Raw genomic sequence first — 14,796 nt, forward strand, 5'->3', positions numbered from 1 at the left:
CTCAACTACGGGCTCGGGGCCGCCGTAGCGCGCCCCAGGCCTGGCTGGAGCGCGACGGCCCGTCGCAAATTCAAAGCACCGCTTTGGGGTAGGAACCCAGCACCTTCAGGGCAACGGCTTCCTGGTTGATCTTTTCCAGCACGTCCTTGATCAGCGGGTCGCGGTGGTGCCCTACGAAGTCGATGAAGAACACGTAGGTCCACTTGCCGCTGCGGGACGGGCGGGTCTCGATGCGGGTCAGGTCGATACCGTTGTTGTGGAACGGCACCAGGAGTTCGTGCAGGGCGCCCGGCTTGTTGCGCATGGAGACGATGATGGAGGTCTTGTCGTCGCCAGTGGGCGGCACTTCCTGGTTGCCGATGATGAGGAAGCGCGTGGAGTTGTCCGGGCGGTCCTCGATCTTCTCGCAGAGCTTGGTCAGGCCGTAGAGGCTGGCCGCCATGTCACCGGCGATGGCCGCCGAGTTCCATTCGCTCTTCACCCGCTTGGCGGCGTCGGCGTTGCTGGAAACCGCCACCCGCTCGACGTTCGGGTAATGGGCGTCCAGCCACTTGCGGCACTGGGCCAGGGACTGGGCGTGGGAGTAGATGCGGGTGATGTTGTCGGTCTTGGTGGTTTCGCCCACCAGCAGGTGGTGGTGGATGCGCAGCTCCACCTCGCCACAGATCACCATGTCGTGTTCGAGGAAGCTGTCCAGGGTGTGGTTCACCGCACCCTCGGTGGAGTTTTCCACCGGCACCACGCCGAAGTTCACCGCACCAGCGGCCACTTCGCGGAAGACTTCGTCGATGGCGGCCATGGGCGAGCTCACCACGGCATGGCCGAAATGCTTGAGCGCGGCGGCCTGGGTGAAGGTGCCTTCCGGACCGAGGTAGGCGACCTTGAGCGGCTGCTCCAGGGCCAGGCAGGAGGACATGATCTCGCGGAACAGCCGCGCCATTTCCTCGTTGTCCAGCGGGCCCTTGTTACGGTCCATGATGCGCTTGAGGACCCAGGCCTCGCGCTCCGGACGGTAGAACACGGGCTTTTCGCCCTCGGGCAGGGTGGCGGTCTTGACCCGTGCGACATCCTGGGCGCAGCGGGCGCGCTCGCTGATCAGCTCGAGGATCTTCTCGTCGAGGTTGTCGATGCGCACTCGCAGCGCCTTGAGTTCCTGCTCGGACATATCAGCCGTGCTCCTTCTCGAACTCCGCCATGTAGGCCACCAGGGCTTCGACCGCGTCGAGGCCGACGGCGTTGTAGATGGAGGCACGCATGCCGCCCACCGAACGGTGGCCCTTGAGGTTCAGCAGGCCACGGGCATCGGCGCCGGCCAGGAAGGGCTTGTCCAGGCGCTCGTCCGCCAGGCGGAACGGCACGTTCATCCAGGAACGGGCATTGATGGAAATCGGGTTGGTGTAGAAGTCGCTCTTGTCGATTGCACCGTAGAGCAGGTCCTTCTTCGCCTTGTTCAGGCGCTCCATGGCCGCGACGCCGCCCTGCTCCTTCAGCCACTCGAACACCAGGCCCGAGAGGTACCAGGAGAAGGTCGCCGGGGTGTTGTACATGGAGCCGTTATCGGCGGCGATCTTGTAATTGAGCATGGTCGGGCAGCTGGCGCGGGCGCGACCCAGCAGGTCCTCGCGGACGATCACCACCACCAGGCCGCTGGGGCCGATGTTCTTCTGCGCGCCGGCGTAGATCAGGCCGAAGCGGGATACGTCCAGGGAGCGGGAGAGGATGTCGGAGGACATGTCCACCACCAGCGGGACGTCGCCCACTTCCGGAATCCAGTCGAACTGCAGGCCGCCGATGGTTTCGTTGGAGGCGTAGTGCAGGTAGGCGGCGTCCTTGGACAGCTGCCACTCGTTCTGGCCGGGGATGGCGAAGTAGTCGTAGCCCTTGGCGCTGGCGGCGACGTTGACGCGGCCGAAGCGGCTGGCCTCGTCGATGCTCTTCTTCGACCAGATGCCGGTGTCGACGTAGTCGGCCACGCCGTTTTCCGGCAGCAGGTTCAGCGGGATCTCGGCGAACTGCTGGCTGGCGCCGCCCTGGAGGAACAGCACCTTGTAGTTGTTGGGAATGGACAGGAGGTCACGCAGGTCCTGCTCGGCCTTTTCCGCGATGGCGACGTACTCGTCGCTGCGGTGGCTCATTTCCATGACCGACAGGCCTTTGCCCTGCCAATCGAGGAGTTCCGCCTGGGCGCGTTGCAGAACAGCTTCCGGAAGCGCGGCCGGGCCGGCGCAGAAGTTAAAGGCTCGCTTGCTCACATCCACTCTCACTAGGTAGAGCGGGGGCACCAGTACCCCCGCCGATTGTCATCTACCGAAAGGACGAGCCGACGACGGCCGTCCTTACCTACAACTATTGCTCGTCGCTGGCCGGTTGGGCGTCGTCCTGCCGAACGTCACCCGCCTCGGCATCGACCACTTCGTCAACGCCTTCGACGTTCTCTTCGCCTTCCAGCAGCTCTTCGTCGTCCTCAACGCCGGACGGCTCCTGGACGCGTTCGAGGCCCACCAGGGTCTCGTCCTTGGCCAGCTTGATCAGGGTCACGCCCTGGGTGTTACGGCTGGAGCTGGAGACTTCGTCCACACGGGTACGCACCAGGGTGCCCTGGTCGGAAATCAGCATGATTTCCTCGCCGTCCTGCACCTGCACGGCGCCGACCAGCTTGCCGTTGCGCTCGTTGGTGACCATGGCGATCACGCCCTGGCCGCCGCGGCCGCGACGTGGGTAGTCTTCCAGCGGGGTGCGCTTGCCGTAGCCACGCTCGGAAGCGGAGAGGATCTGCGAGCCCGCTTCCGGGATCAGCATGGAGATCAGTCGCTGGCCTTCCGGCAGGCGCATGCCACGTACGCCACGGGAGATACGGCCCATGATGCGGACGTTCTTCTCCTTGAAGCGGATGACCTTGCCACCGTCGGAGAACAGCATGACTTCCTTGGCGCCGTCGGTGATGGCGGCGGCGATCAGGGTGTCGCCCTCTTCCAGCTTCAGGGCGATCAGGCCGCTGGAGCGCGGCTTGCTGAACTGCACCAGCGGGGTCTTCTTCACGGTACCGAAGGAGGTGGCCATGAAGATGTAGGCGCCGGTGGGCTCGTCCTGCTCGTCGCCCTCGTCGGAGGCTTCGTCGTCGCCGCCTTCGGCTTCGACCACTTCGCCTTCGATTACCAGGCCTTCGGCCTCTTCCAGGTCCTCGTCGGCGCCTGCGCTCTGCTGCAGGGCTTCCAGGTCGATCTGCAGCATCGCGGTGATGCGTTCGCCCTCATCCAGCGGCAGCAGGTTGACCAGCGGACGGCCACGGGCGGTGCGTGACGCCTCGGGAATCTCGAAGGTGCGCAGCCAGTAGACCTTGCCCTTGCTGGAGAACAGCAGGAGGGTGGCGTGACTGTTGGCGACCAGCAGGTGTTCGATGTAGTCCTCGTCCTTCACCCCGGTGGCCGACTTGCCTTTGCCGCCGCGACGCTGGGCCTGGTAGGCGGCCAGCGGCTGGGACTTGGCGTAGCCGCCGTGGGAGATGGTGACGACGCGTTCTTCTTCGGTGATCAGGTCGGCGATGGTCAGGTCCACCTGGGACGCGACGATCTCGGTGCGGCGGGCGTCGCCGAACTCGGCCTTCACTTTCTCCAGCTCCTCGCGGATGACTTCCATCAGGCGCTCGGGGTTGGTGAGGATGCGGATCAGCTCACCGATCAGGGTGAGGATTTCCTGGTACTCGGCCAGCAGCTTCTCGTGCTCCAGGCCGGTCAGGCGGTGCAGGCGCAGCTCCAGGATGGCCTGGGCCTGTTCCGGGGACAGGTAGTACTTGCCATCGCGCAGGCCGTACTGCGGGTCCAGGTCTTCCGGACGGCAGGAGTCGGCGCCGGCACGCTCCACCATGGCTTCCACCGCGGTGGATTCCCAGGCGGTGGCGATCAGGCGCTCCTTGGCCTCGGCCGGGGTGGGCGAGTTCTTGATCAGCTCGATCACCGGGTCGATGTTGGATAGGGCGACTGCCTGGCCTTCGAGGATGTGGCCACGCTCGCGCGCCTTGCGCAGTTCGTAGACGGTACGGCGGGTCACCACTTCGCGGCGGTGACGGACGAACACCTCGAGCATGTCCTTCAGGTTCAGCGTGCGCGGCTGGCCATCCACCAGGGCCACGACGTTGATACCGAAGACGCTCTGCATCTGGGTCTGGGCGTAGAGGTTGTTGAGGACCACCTCGCCCACTTCGCCACGACGCAGCTCGATCACGACGCGCATGCCGTCCTTGTCGGACTCGTCGCGCAGCTCGGTGATGCCTTCGAGCTTCTTCTCCTTGACCAGCTCGGCGATCTTCTCGATCAGACGCGCCTTGTTCAGCTGGTAGGGCAGCTCGGTGACGATGATCTGCTGGCGGCCGCCGCCCTTCTCCATGTCCTCGACTTCGGCGCGGGCACGCATATAGATGCGGCCACGGCCGGTTCGGTAGGCCTCGATGATGCCCGCGCGACCGTTGATGATGCCGGCGGTGGGGAAGTCCGGGCCCGGGATGTACTGCATCAGTTCATCGACCGTGAGCTCGGGGTTGTCCATCAGCGCCAGGCAGCCGTTGATGACCTCGGTGAGGTTGTGCGGCGGGATGTTGGTCGCCATGCCCACGGCGATACCGCTGGAGCCGTTCACCAGCAGGTTGGGGATCTTGGTCGGCATGACCGCGGGAATCTGTTCGGTGCCGTCGTAGTTGGGCACCCAGTCCACGGTTTCCTTGTCCAGGTCGGCCAGCAGCTCGTGGGCCAGCTTGGACATGCGCACTTCGGTGTATCGCATGGCTGCGGCGTTGTCGCCGTCCACCGAACCGAAGTTGCCCTGGCCATCCACCAGCATGTAGCGCAGCGAGAAGGGCTGGGCCATGCGGACGATGGTGTCGTACACCGCGGTGTCGCCGTGAGGGTGGTACTTACCGATCACGTCACCGACCACACGGGCGGATTTCTTGTAGGGCTTGTTCCAGTCGTTGCCCAGCTCGCTCATCGCGAAGAGAACGCGACGGTGCACTGGCTTCAGGCCGTCGCGCGCATCCGGCAAGGCGCGCCCGACGATCACGCTCATCGCGTAGTCGAGGTAGGACTGTTTCAGCTCGTCTTCGATATTGACCGGGAGGATTTCTTTGGCCAGTTCGCCCATGAGAAGCCTGGTTCCTTTTTCTGATGAAACTCCGCCCCGCTCATCCTGAGCGCTGCGAAGCTCGTCACTGCGGCCAGATGCTGCAGCGACTCACGACAAATCAACGAGTTAAGCCAAGGATCTGTGCAATTGGGCCGCCTCGATAGAGGGGCGGCAATAACTGCCGGAGCTTACCACAGTCACCGCCTTGCACCTACCCCGCCGGGCGGCCCGCCGGCAGGGTGAAAACGCCGCGAAAAAGGCTCAATGGAGGCGCTTGCGGCACATCAGCTGAGCCATCTTGGCGGCATCGGGGCGCTCGACCACACCCTTCTCGGTCACGATGGCGTCGATCAGGTCGGCCGGAGTCACATCGAACACCGGATTGACCGCATGGACTTCCGCCGCGACCCGGCGCCCGCCGAGGTCCAGCAGCTCGGAACCGTCGCGCTCCTCGATGGGGATGTCGTCACCGCTTTCCAGCGCCATGTCGATGGTGGAGCTGGGCGCCACGACCATGAAGCGCACGCCGTGGTGCATGGCGTTGACCGCCAGTTGGTAGGTGCCGATCTTGTTCGCCACGTCGCCGTTGGCGGTGATGCGGTCGGCGCCGACTATCACCCAGGTGATCCCGGCGGTCTTCATCAGGTGGGCCGCGGCGGCGTCGGCGTTGAGGCTCACCGGCACGCCTTCGTTGGCCAGTTCCCAGGCGGTGAGGCGGGCCCCTTGCAGCCAGGGACGGGTCTCGTCGGCGTAGACCCGCTCCACCAGGCCATCCAGATAGGCGGCGCGGATCACCCCGAGGGCGGTACCGAAGCCACCGGTAGCCAGGGCGCCGGTATTGCAGTGGGTCAGCAGGGCCTGGGGGCTGCCCTGGTGCTTGCGGATCAGTTCCATGCCTAGCTGGGCCATGGTGAGGTTGGCTTCGCGATCGCTCTCATGGATGGAAATGGCTTCCGCCTCGAGCGCTTGCAGCGGCGTCTCGCCGTCACGCACTCGGCCCAGGCGTTCGCGCATGCGGTTCAGCGCCCAGAACAGGTTGACCGCCGTGGGCCGCGAATCGGCCAGCGCCTTGAAGTCTTCCTCCAGCGCCGCACGCCAATCGCCACCGGCGGCGATCCGCGCCCGAGCGCCCAGCACCACGCCGTAGGCGGCGCTGATGCCGATGGCCGGCGCACCGCGCACCACCATCTGGCGAATGGCCTGGGCCACGCCCTCGGCGGAGTCGTAGGACAGCCAGACTTCCTCGGCCGGCAGCAAGCGCTGGTCGAGCAGATGCAGGGCACCGTCGCGCCAGGCGATGGCCTTGACCTTCTCGGCCGCTAACAGTTGTTCACGCATCGACCACCTCGCCACCCGTAACTCGCGGAAAAACCGCAGATTATAGCGAGCCGGAGGCCTCCTGGCTCGGGTATACTGCCGCCACTTCGATCTGCGCCCAGGATGCGCCTCCATGCCCAGTTCCAACGCCCCGCTCGACCTGCTCCTGCTCCCGTCCTGGATAGTCCCGGTAGAACCTGCCGGCGTGGTGCTGCGGGATCACGCGCTGGGTATCCGCGACGGTCGCATCGCCCTGCTCGCCCCGAGGGACGTTGCGCTGCGCGTCGAGGCCCGCGAACGCCGCGAGCTTCCGGGCATGCTGCTGGCCCCCGGACTGATCAACGCCCACGGCCATGCCGCGATGACCCTGTTCAGGGGCCTGGCCGACGACCTGCCGCTGATGACCTGGCTACAGGAACACATCTGGCCCGCCGAGGCCAAGTGGGTCGATGAGACTTTCGTCCGGGACGGCACCGAACTGGCCGTGGCCGAGCAGATCAAGGGCGGCATCAGCTGCTTCTCCGACATGTACTTCTTCCCGGCGCAATCCAGCGCGGCCATCCATGCGGCCGGCATCAAGGCGCAACTGGCGATTCCGGTGCTGGATTTCCCCATCCCCGGCGCCAGCGATGCATCCGAGGCCATCCGTCGCGGCGTCGAGCTGTTCAGCGACCTCAAGCACCACCCACGCATCCGCGTCGCCTTCGGCCCCCACGCGCCCTACAGCGTCAGTGACGACAAGCTGGAAAACATCCGCATGCTGGCCGAGGAACTCGACGCCGGCATTCATATGCATGTCCAGGAAACCGCCTTCGAGGTCCAGCAGAGCCTGGAACTGCGCGGCGAGCGCCCCATGGCCCGCCTCGCCCGCCTGGGCCTCCTGGGCCCGCGCTTCCAGGCCGTGCACATGACCCAGGTGGACGACGCCGACCTGGCCCTGCTGGTGGAAAGCAACAGCAACGTGATCCACTGCCCCGAATCCAACCTCAAGCTCGCCAGTGGCTACTGCCCGGTGGAGCGCCTGTGGCAGGCTGGCGTGAACGTGGCCATCGGCACCGACGGTGCGGCCAGCAACAACGACCTCGACCTGCTCGGCGAAACCCGCACCGCGGCCCTGCTGGCCAAGACGGTCGCCGGTTCCGCCAGCGCCCTGGACGCCCATCGCGCCCTGCGCATGGCCACCCTGAACGGCGCCCGCGCCCTGGGTATCGACCAGGACACCGGCTCCCTGGAACTGGGCAAGGCCGCCGACCTGGTGGCCTTCGACCTGTCCGGGCTGGCCCAGCAACCGGTGTACGACCCGGTTTCCACTCTCATTTATGCCACCGGGCGTGACGCGGTGCGGCACCTCTGGGTCGACGGCAGGCAACTGCTGGACGACGGCCGCCTGACGCGCCTGGACGAAGAGCGCCTGGTCGCCACCGCGTGCGCCTGGGGCGAACGCATCGGCGGCCGCTGAATTCTGTTTCGAGGATATTCCATGACCAACGTCGATCACGTCGAAATCGCCAAGTTCGAAGCCCTCGCCCACCGCTGGTGGGACCGCGAGAGCGAGTTCAAGCCCCTGCACGACATCAACCCGCTGCGGGTCAACTGGATAGACGAGCGCTCCAGGCTCGCCGGCAAGAAGGTGCTGGACGTCGGCTGCGGCGGCGGCATCCTCAGCGAATCCATGGCCCAGCGCGGCGCCGACGTCATCGGCATCGACATGGGCGAAGCGCCGCTGGCGGTGGCCCGGCTGCACCAGCTGGAGTCCGGCGTGCCGGTGGAATACCGGCGCATCACCGCCGAAGCCCTGGCCGCCGAGATGCCCGGCCAGTTCGACGTGGTCACCTGCATGGAAATGCTCGAGCACGTACCCGACCCGGCCTCGGTGATCCGCGCCTGCTACACCATGGTAAAGCCGGGCGGCCAGGTGTTCTTCTCCACCATCAACCGCAATCCCAAGGCCTACCTGTTCGCCATCGTCGGCGCCGAGTACGTCATGGGCCTGCTGCCGCGCGGCACCCACGACTTCAAGAAGTTCATCCGCCCCTCCGAGCTCGGGGCCTGGAGCCGCGCCGCGGGCCTCTCGGTCAAGGACATCATCGGCCTGACCTACAACCCGCTGACCAAGCACTACAAGCTGGAAGCCGACGTTGACGTCAACTACATGATCCACACCCTGCGCGAGGAGTGATCGGCATGCGTCTTCAAGCGGTACTTTTCGATATGGACGGCACGCTGCTCGACTCGGCGCCGGACTTCATCGCCATCTGCCAGGCCATGCTCGCCGACCGCGGGCTGCCGCCCCAGGACGAGAAGGCGATTCGCGACGTGATTTCCGGCGGCGCCCGCGCCATGGTCGCCAGCGCCTTCGCGATGGACCCGGAGGCCCCGGAGTTCGAGGCCCTGCGCCTGGAGTTCCTGGAGCGCTACCAGAGCCACTGCGCGGTGCTCACCCGCCCCTTCGACGGCATCGACGAGCTGCTGGCGGACATCGAGCACGCCAAACTGATCTGGGGCGTGGTGACCAACAAGCCGGTGCGCTTCGCCGAACCCATCATGGAGCAGCTCGGCCTGGCCGGGCGTTCCGCCGTCCTGATCTGCCCCGATCACGTGAAGAACAGCAAGCCCGATCCGGAAATGCTGCTGCTCGCCTGCAGCAAGCTGAACCTGGACCCGGCCAGCGTGCTCTTCGTCGGTGACGACCTGCGCGACATCGAATCCGGCCGCGCAGCCGGCACCCGCACCGCCGCCGTCAGCTACGGCTACATCCACCCGAGCGACAACCCCACGCACTGGGGTGCCGACGTGGTGGTCGACCATCCGCTCGAACTGCGCGCCGTGCTCGACCGCGCATTGTGCAGCTGCTGATACCGGCAGCTCGCCAGAGGAGATTGCATGTTCCAGTATTCCGCCCGCCCCGACCTGCTGAAGGATCGGGTCATCCTGATCACCGGTGCCGGTCGCGGCATCGGCGCCGCCGCCGCCAAGACCTTCGCCGCCCACGGCGCAACGGTCCTGCTGCTGGGCAAGACCGAAGCCAGCCTGAACGCGGTCTATGACGAGATCGAAGCCGCCGGCCACCCGCAGCCGGCGGTGATCCCCTTCAACCTGGAAACCGCCCAGCCGCACCAGTACGACGAGCTGGCGGCGACCCTCGAAGCGGAGTTCGGGCGCATCGACGGCGTCCTGCACAATGCCTCGATCCTTGGCCCGCGCACGCCAATCGAACAGCTGTCGGGCGACAACTTCATGCGCGTCATGCAGGTCAACGTCAACGCCATGTTCATGCTGACCAGCACCCTGCTGCCGCTGCTCAAGCTCTCCCCGGACGCCTCGGTGGTGTTCACCTCCAGCAGCGTCGGCCGCAAGGGCCGCGCCTACTGGGGCGCCTATGCGGTGTCCAAGTTCGCCGCCGAAGGCCTGATGCAGGTGCTGGCCGACGAAGTGGACGGCATCTCCAGCGTGCGCGCCAACAGCGTCAATCCCGGCGCCACCCGAACCGACATGCGCGCCCAGGCCTATCCGGGTGAAAACCCTGACAAGAACCCGGAACCCGCCGCGATCATGCCTGTCTATCTCTATCTCATGGGTCCGGACAGCGCTGGCGTTAACGGCCAGGCCTTCGACGCTCAGTGACCCCCTCGCGGCGGTCGCTCGACCGCCGCAGCCTCTGCCAGTTTTCCGTCGCCTCCGTCCCGTGACCGGCATCACGTTGCCATGATTTCGCCAGCAAGCCGGCAAAAGCTTGCCATGCGGCCTGGCAACCAAAAGATAAGTACTTGAATTTCAAGAACTTTACAGACAGAACAAGCTCCTGGCACGAAAATCGCTCTATGCCTGGTGTCGTCGCACTTTGCGTCAGAGGTTCAACTCAATGGTTCCTCCCACCCAATCCAACACCATCGATTTCGATGCGGCCAAGCTGCAGCGCCTCGGCTTCTCGGGCAAGCGCCCGCCGAAGCTGCGCCCCCTCAACCTGGTGGATCTTCGCCGGCAACTGACCCTCCAGCTGCAGACCAGCCTGGACGTGGAGCGCATCGTCGGCCTGTTCTTCGCCGAAGTGCAGCGCCTGATTCCGCTGGACGCCATGGCCTACCAGCACCAGAGCAGTGACCTGCGCCTGGAATATGGCAGCCGCTCCAGCCATTCCGCCGGCTATCGCCTGACCCACGAGGGCGAGTACCTGGGTGAGTTGATCTTCCGCCGCAACCAGCGCTTCGACGAACAGGAACTGAACCAGCTGGAGTCCCTGCTGGCCGCCCTGCTCTACCCGCTGCGCAATGCCCTGCTGTACCGCGCGGCGATCCAGAGCGCCCTGCGCGATCCGTTGACCGATACGGGCAACCGCATCGCCATGGAGCAGACCCTGCAGCGCGAAGTCGAGCTGGCGCGACGCAACCTGCAACCCCTGTCGGTGCTGATGCTGGATATCGATCACTTCAAGCGCATCAACGACGAGTTCGGCCACGGCACCGGCGACGAAGTGCTGAAAGCGGTGGCCAATACCCTCAAGGCACGCCTGCGCAACGTCGACATGGTGTTCCGTTTCGGCGGCGAGGAGTTCCTCGTACTGCTCTCCGGCACCTGCCGCGAAGCCGCAGCCCTGGTGGGCGAACGCCTGCGCATGGGCGTCCTCGAACTCCAGTACCTGGTGCAGGGCCGCCCGCTGGACCTGTCCATCAGCCTGGGCTGCGCCACCCTGCTGCCGGCCGAGTCGGTGGAAAGCCTGCTGCGCCGCGCCGACAACGCCCTCTACGTGGCCAAGCGCGAAGGCCGCAACCGCTTGTCCATGGCGGGCTGAGCCCAAGGTTTAACGATCAGGCACAGCTCGTAGGATGGGTTGAGCGTAGCGATACCCATCACATCGACCGATGGGTATCGCTGGCTCAACCCATCCTACGGTTCTGATCGTCGTATCAATAAAAAAGGGGCTCAGATGAGCCCCTTTTTCATTTCAGCATCGATCAGCGTTTGCGACCGAAGCCCGGACGCTGGCCGTCACCGCCAGCCGGACCGCTGCGACGGTTTTGCGGGCGCTGGGGCTTGCGGGTCGGACGGTCGGCCAGTTCCACGGCCGGACGCTCGCCGTTGGGCTTGGCCGGGCGCTTCTTGTTCACGTCACGGGGACGGTCAGCCACCGGCGTGCCACGGGGACCGCGAGCCGGACGCTCAGCACCTTCACCGCGCGGGCCACGGGCCGGGCGCTCGTCGCCGTCACGACGCGGACCACGGGCCGGACGCTCGTCACCATCACGGCGCGGAGCACGAGCAGGACGCTCGCCACCTTCACCGCGCGGGCCGCGAGCCGGACGCTCGTCGCCATCGCGGCGCGGACCGCGGGCCGGACGCTCGTCACCATCACGGCGTGGAGCACGGGCCGGACGCTCACCGCCTTCACTGCGCGGACCGCGAGCCGGACGCTCGTCGCCATCACGGCGTGGAGCACGGGCGGGACGCTCGTCACCTTCGGCACGCGGACGGGCCGGGCGCTCATCGCCATCACGACGCGGTGCGCGAGCACCGACCGGCTTGGCCGACTTGCGCTGCAGGCGATCCAGCTTCTCGCGGAACTTGCCCTTCATCTGCGGCAGGGCCACGGGCTTCAGGCCGACTTCGGCGCTGAGGATATCCACTTCGCCCTGGCTCATTTCGCGCCAGCGGCCCATGGTCAGGTCGGAGGTGATGAACACCGGACCGAAGCGCACGCGCTTCAGGCGGCTCACCACCAGGCCCTGGGATTCCCACAGGCGACGTACTTCGCGGTTGCGACCTTCCATCACCACGCAGTGGTACCAGTGGTTGAAGCCTTCGCCGCCGGGCGCTTCCTGGATGTCGGTGAACTTGGCCGGGCCGTCGTCCAGCATCACGCCCTTCTTGAGGTTCTCGAGCATTTCCTCGGTGACCTCACCACGTACCCGCACCGCGTACTCGCGGTCCATCTCGAAGGAAGGGTGCATCAGGCGGTTGGCCAGCTCACCGTCGGTGGTGAACAGCAGCAGGCCGGTGGTGTTGATGTCCAGGCGACCGACGTTGATCCAGCGGCCGGCTTTCAGGCGCGGCAGGCGCTCGAACACGGTGGCGCGGCCTTCCGGATCGTCGCGGGTGCAGACTTCGCCTTCGGGCTTGTTGTAGATCAGCACGCGACGGACGCTCTCGGCTTCCTCTTCGCGCTTGAGCAGGCGGCCATCGACGCTGATGGCGTCATGGCTGTCGACGCGCTGGCCAAGGCTGGCCGCTTCGCCATTGACCTTCACCCGACCTTCGGTGATCCAGGCCTCGATATCGCGGCGCGAGGCCAGCCCCATGCGGGCCAGGACCTTTTGCAGCTTCTCCCCTGCGGGGCTGTATTCTTCGTCACTCATCTGGGCACCTCCCGGTGTAGCAGTAAAAAGGCCGCGAATCATACGCGTCAGGAACCCCTCAGGCTAGCCGAGTCGGCGTAGCGCGTCAGTGTTTTCGCCGGCCGGTTGCCTCCAGGGCGAGCAAACGCAGGTCGACCTCGGCCAGAACGCCGCGCCGCGCGGGCTTGCCGAGCTTTTTCCAGGCCTTGATCTCGGCGCGGGTACGGCCACAGCCACGACAGACATCGCCGGCAAATTGGCACACCTTGATGCAGGGGTCTTTCATGGCGCCTCCCGGCAGGCAGCCTCAGTGGCGGGTTTCGGCAGGATCCTCGAACAGGGACTCATCTGCCTCGCCGCTCTCCTCGACCGCTGGCTCCGCCTGTTCAGCGGCGTCCTGCAGCAGGTCGTCGAAGTCGATCTTCAGGCCCTCTTCCATGGTGTCCAGCTCCGCCAGCAGGCTGCGGAAGCTGGTCTCGTTGCGCGGTTCGGCCGGCTGCTCGGCGTCGACGCGGGCCTGCAGGCCTTCGGGCACCGGGGCCTCGCCGTCTTCCAGGTCCAGCACCGGCTCGGGCTCCAGCTCGCGCAACGCGGCCAGCGGCGGCAGCTCTTCCAGGCTTTTCAGGTTGAAATGATCGAGGAAGGCGCGGGTGGTGGCGAACATCGCCGGCTTGCCGGGCACGTCGCGGTAGCCGACCACACGAATCCACTCGCGCTCCAGCAAGGTCTTGACGATCTGGCTGTTGACCGCCACGCCGCGAATATCCTCGATCTCGCCACGGGTGATCGGCTGGCGGTAGGCGACCAGGGCCAGGGTTTCCAGCATGGCGCGGGAGTAGCGCTGCGGGCGCTCTTCCCACAGGCGGCCGACCCAGGGAGAGAAGCGCTCGCGCACCTGCAGGCGGTAGCCGGAGGCCACTTCACGCAGCTCGAACGCACGCTTTTCGCAGCTCTTGGCCAGGATCGCCAGGGCCGAACGGATCACCGACAGCTCGGGGCGTTCTGCCTCCTCGAAGAGTTCGGCCAGGCGCTCCAGCGACAGGGGCCTGCCGGAAGCCAGGAGGAAGGCTTCCAGCAGTGAGGCGAGTTCCTTGGGGTCGTTGAGGTTCATCTACTCGGCTCTGGCGCGCACATGGATGGGGGCGAAGGGCTCATTTTGCACCAGTTCAACCAACTGTTCCTTGATCAGTTCCAGCACCGCCATGAAGGTGACCACCACGCCGAGTCGGCCTTCTTCCACTGTGAACAGCGCGACGAAGGCGACGAAAGCGCCGCCCTTGAGCTTCTCCAGCACTTCGCTCATGCGCTCGCGGGTAGACAGGGCCTCGCGGGTCACCTGGTGGCTCTCGAACATGTCGGCCCGGCGCAGCACCTCGGCCATGGACAGCAGCAGCTCCTCCAGCGCCACGTCCGGCAGCAGCTTGCGCGCCCGCGCTTCCGGAGCGTCCAGGCGCGGCACCTGCACATCGCGACCGACACGGGGCAACTGGTCGATGCCTTCGGCAGCGGCCTTGAAGCGCTCGTACTCCTGCAGACGGCGGATCAGTTCGGCGCGCGGGTCGTCCTCTTCCACTTCCGCCTCGCTGGAGCGCGGCAGCAGCATGCGCGACTTGATCTCGGCCAGCATGGCGGCCATCACCAGGTACTCGGCGGCCAGCTCCAGGCGCACCGACTTCATCAGCTCGACATAGGCCATGTACTGGTGGGTGATGGCCGCCACCGGGATGTCGAGGATGTCGATGTTCTGCTTGCGGATCAGGTAGAGCAGCAGGTCCAGCGGGCCTTCGAAGGCTTCGAGGAAGACTTCCAGGGCGTCCGGCGGGATATAGAGGTCCTGCGGCAGCTCGGTCACCGCCTGGCCGTAGACCAGGGCGAAGGGCAGCTCCTGCTGGGCGCCCGCCTGGGGATCCGGCGTCTCGAGTGGCGGGGTTTCGTGCATCGGGTCCTCTATCGCGGCGGTGCCGCTGCTTCAGGCTACTGCGCCGCCGGCCAACGCCGGTCGGCGGAAACCGGGCACGTTAGCACCATGTGCCAG

The 14,796-nt window shown here is 66.1% G+C and carries 13 protein-coding genes; 5 read left to right on the top strand and 8 right to left on the bottom strand.

The features are described 5' to 3' along the window. Nucleotides 1-70: 70 nt before the first annotated feature. The 4 genes from pheA to mtnA form a co-directional block, all read right to left on the bottom strand. Nucleotides 71-1,165, bottom strand: a complete 1,095-nt coding sequence (gene pheA, locus PCA10_RS19460; RefSeq protein ID WP_016493784.1) for a prephenate dehydratase — start codon at nt 1,163-1,165, stop codon at nt 71-73. Between the two features lies 1 nt (nt 1,166). Then, on the bottom strand, nt 1,167-2,252 hold the full coding sequence (gene serC / locus PCA10_RS19465) for a 3-phosphoserine/phosphohydroxythreonine transaminase (protein ID WP_041770367.1): 1,086 nt from the start codon (nt 2,250-2,252) through the stop codon (nt 1,167-1,169). Nucleotides 2,253-2,346: 94 nt separating this feature from the next. Then, entirely contained in the window at nt 2,347-5,133 is a 2,787-nt protein-coding gene (gene gyrA, locus PCA10_RS19470; protein ID WP_016493786.1) for a DNA gyrase subunit A, read from the bottom strand. 243 nt (nt 5,134-5,376) lie between these two features. Then, the gene (mtnA, locus tag PCA10_RS19475; RefSeq protein ID WP_016493787.1) at nt 5,377-6,453 is read right to left on the bottom strand and encodes an S-methyl-5-thioribose-1-phosphate isomerase; all 1,077 of its coding nucleotides are present in this window, start codon (nt 6,451-6,453) and stop codon (nt 5,377-5,379) included. Nucleotides 6,454-6,565: 112 nt separating this feature from the next. Here mtnA and PCA10_RS19480 point away from each other — a divergent pair, with 112 nt between their 5' ends. The 5 genes from PCA10_RS19480 (at nt 6,566) to PCA10_RS19500 (ending at nt 11,221) form a co-directional block, all read left to right on the top strand. Continuing rightward, a complete protein-coding gene (locus tag PCA10_RS19480; protein WP_016493788.1) occupies nt 6,566-7,891 on the top strand; it encodes a TRZ/ATZ family hydrolase in 1,326 nt (441 codons plus the stop codon). Nucleotides 7,892-7,912: 21 nt separating this feature from the next. Continuing rightward, the gene (ubiG, locus tag PCA10_RS19485; protein ID WP_016493789.1) at nt 7,913-8,611 is read left to right on the top strand and encodes a bifunctional 2-polyprenyl-6-hydroxyphenol methylase/3-demethylubiquinol 3-O-methyltransferase UbiG; all 699 of its coding nucleotides are present in this window, start codon (nt 7,913-7,915) and stop codon (nt 8,609-8,611) included. 5 nt (nt 8,612-8,616) lie between these two features. Then, the gene (gene mupP, locus PCA10_RS19490; RefSeq protein WP_016493790.1) at nt 8,617-9,288 is read left to right on the top strand and encodes an N-acetylmuramic acid 6-phosphate phosphatase MupP; all 672 of its coding nucleotides are present in this window, start codon (nt 8,617-8,619) and stop codon (nt 9,286-9,288) included. Nucleotides 9,289-9,315: 27 nt separating this feature from the next. Then, nucleotides 9,316-10,056, top strand: coding sequence for a YciK family oxidoreductase (locus tag PCA10_RS19495; protein WP_016493791.1), 741 nt, complete (start codon nt 9,316-9,318; stop codon nt 10,054-10,056). Between the two features lie 238 nt (nt 10,057-10,294). Beyond that, complete coding sequence (locus tag PCA10_RS19500) at nt 10,295-11,221, top strand: GGDEF domain-containing protein (RefSeq protein WP_016493792.1); 927 nt, start codon at nt 10,295-10,297, stop codon at nt 11,219-11,221. A 163-nt stretch (nt 11,222-11,384) separates the two neighbouring features. Here the strand turns inward: PCA10_RS19500 and rluB are convergent, their stop codons facing one another. The 4 genes from rluB to PCA10_RS19520 all read right to left on the bottom strand — a co-directional run bounded on the left by rluB (nt 11,385) and on the right by PCA10_RS19520 (nt 14,700). Beyond that, the gene (gene rluB, locus PCA10_RS19505; RefSeq protein ID WP_016493793.1) at nt 11,385-12,782 is read right to left on the bottom strand and encodes a 23S rRNA pseudouridine(2605) synthase RluB; all 1,398 of its coding nucleotides are present in this window, start codon (nt 12,780-12,782) and stop codon (nt 11,385-11,387) included. Nucleotides 12,783-12,867: 85 nt separating this feature from the next. Then, nucleotides 12,868-13,047, bottom strand: a complete 180-nt coding sequence (locus PCA10_RS19510; protein ID WP_016493794.1) for a DUF1289 domain-containing protein — start codon at nt 13,045-13,047, stop codon at nt 12,868-12,870. 21 nt (nt 13,048-13,068) lie between these two features. Beyond that, nucleotides 13,069-13,872: an SMC-Scp complex subunit ScpB gene (gene scpB / locus PCA10_RS19515; RefSeq protein WP_016493795.1), complete on the bottom strand. Its 804-nt coding sequence runs from the start codon at nt 13,870-13,872 to the stop codon at nt 13,069-13,071. Beyond that, nucleotides 13,873-14,700 (bottom strand): segregation and condensation protein A, encoded by an 828-nt coding sequence (locus PCA10_RS19520; RefSeq protein ID WP_016493796.1) that lies wholly within the window; start codon nt 14,698-14,700, stop codon nt 13,873-13,875. Nucleotides 14,701-14,796: the final 96 nt, after the last annotated feature.

The sequence above is a fragment of the Pseudomonas resinovorans NBRC 106553 genome (assembly GCF_000412695.1).
Classification (GTDB): Bacteria; Pseudomonadota; Gammaproteobacteria; order Pseudomonadales; family Pseudomonadaceae; genus Metapseudomonas; species Metapseudomonas resinovorans_A.

Excerpts from the sequence above, each read along its gene's own strand:
- pheA (WP_016493784.1), bottom strand. The coding sequence starts at position 1,165 with ATGTCCGAGCAGGAACTCAAGGCGCTGCGAGTGCGCATCGACAACCTC.
- gyrA (WP_016493786.1), bottom strand. The coding sequence starts at position 5,133 with ATGGGCGAACTGGCCAAAGAAATCCTCCCGGTCAATATCGAAGACGAG.
- mtnA (WP_016493787.1), bottom strand. The coding sequence starts at position 6,453 with ATGCGTGAACAACTGTTAGCGGCCGAGAAGGTCAAGGCCATCGCCTGG.
- PCA10_RS19480 (WP_016493788.1), top strand. The coding sequence starts at position 6,566 with ATGCCCAGTTCCAACGCCCCGCTCGACCTGCTCCTGCTCCCGTCCTGG.
- ubiG (WP_016493789.1), top strand. The coding sequence starts at position 7,913 with ATGACCAACGTCGATCACGTCGAAATCGCCAAGTTCGAAGCCCTCGCC.
- mupP (WP_016493790.1), top strand. The coding sequence starts at position 8,617 with ATGCGTCTTCAAGCGGTACTTTTCGATATGGACGGCACGCTGCTCGAC.
- PCA10_RS19495 (WP_016493791.1), top strand. The coding sequence starts at position 9,316 with ATGTTCCAGTATTCCGCCCGCCCCGACCTGCTGAAGGATCGGGTCATC.
- PCA10_RS19500 (WP_016493792.1), top strand. The coding sequence starts at position 10,295 with ATGGTTCCTCCCACCCAATCCAACACCATCGATTTCGATGCGGCCAAG.
- rluB (WP_016493793.1), bottom strand. The coding sequence starts at position 12,782 with ATGAGTGACGAAGAATACAGCCCCGCAGGGGAGAAGCTGCAAAAGGTC.
- PCA10_RS19510 (WP_016493794.1), bottom strand. The coding sequence starts at position 13,047 with ATGAAAGACCCCTGCATCAAGGTGTGCCAATTTGCCGGCGATGTCTGT.
- scpB (WP_016493795.1), bottom strand. The coding sequence starts at position 13,872 with ATGAACCTCAACGACCCCAAGGAACTCGCCTCACTGCTGGAAGCCTTC.
- PCA10_RS19520 (WP_016493796.1), bottom strand. The coding sequence starts at position 14,700 with ATGCACGAAACCCCGCCACTCGAGACGCCGGATCCCCAGGCGGGCGCC.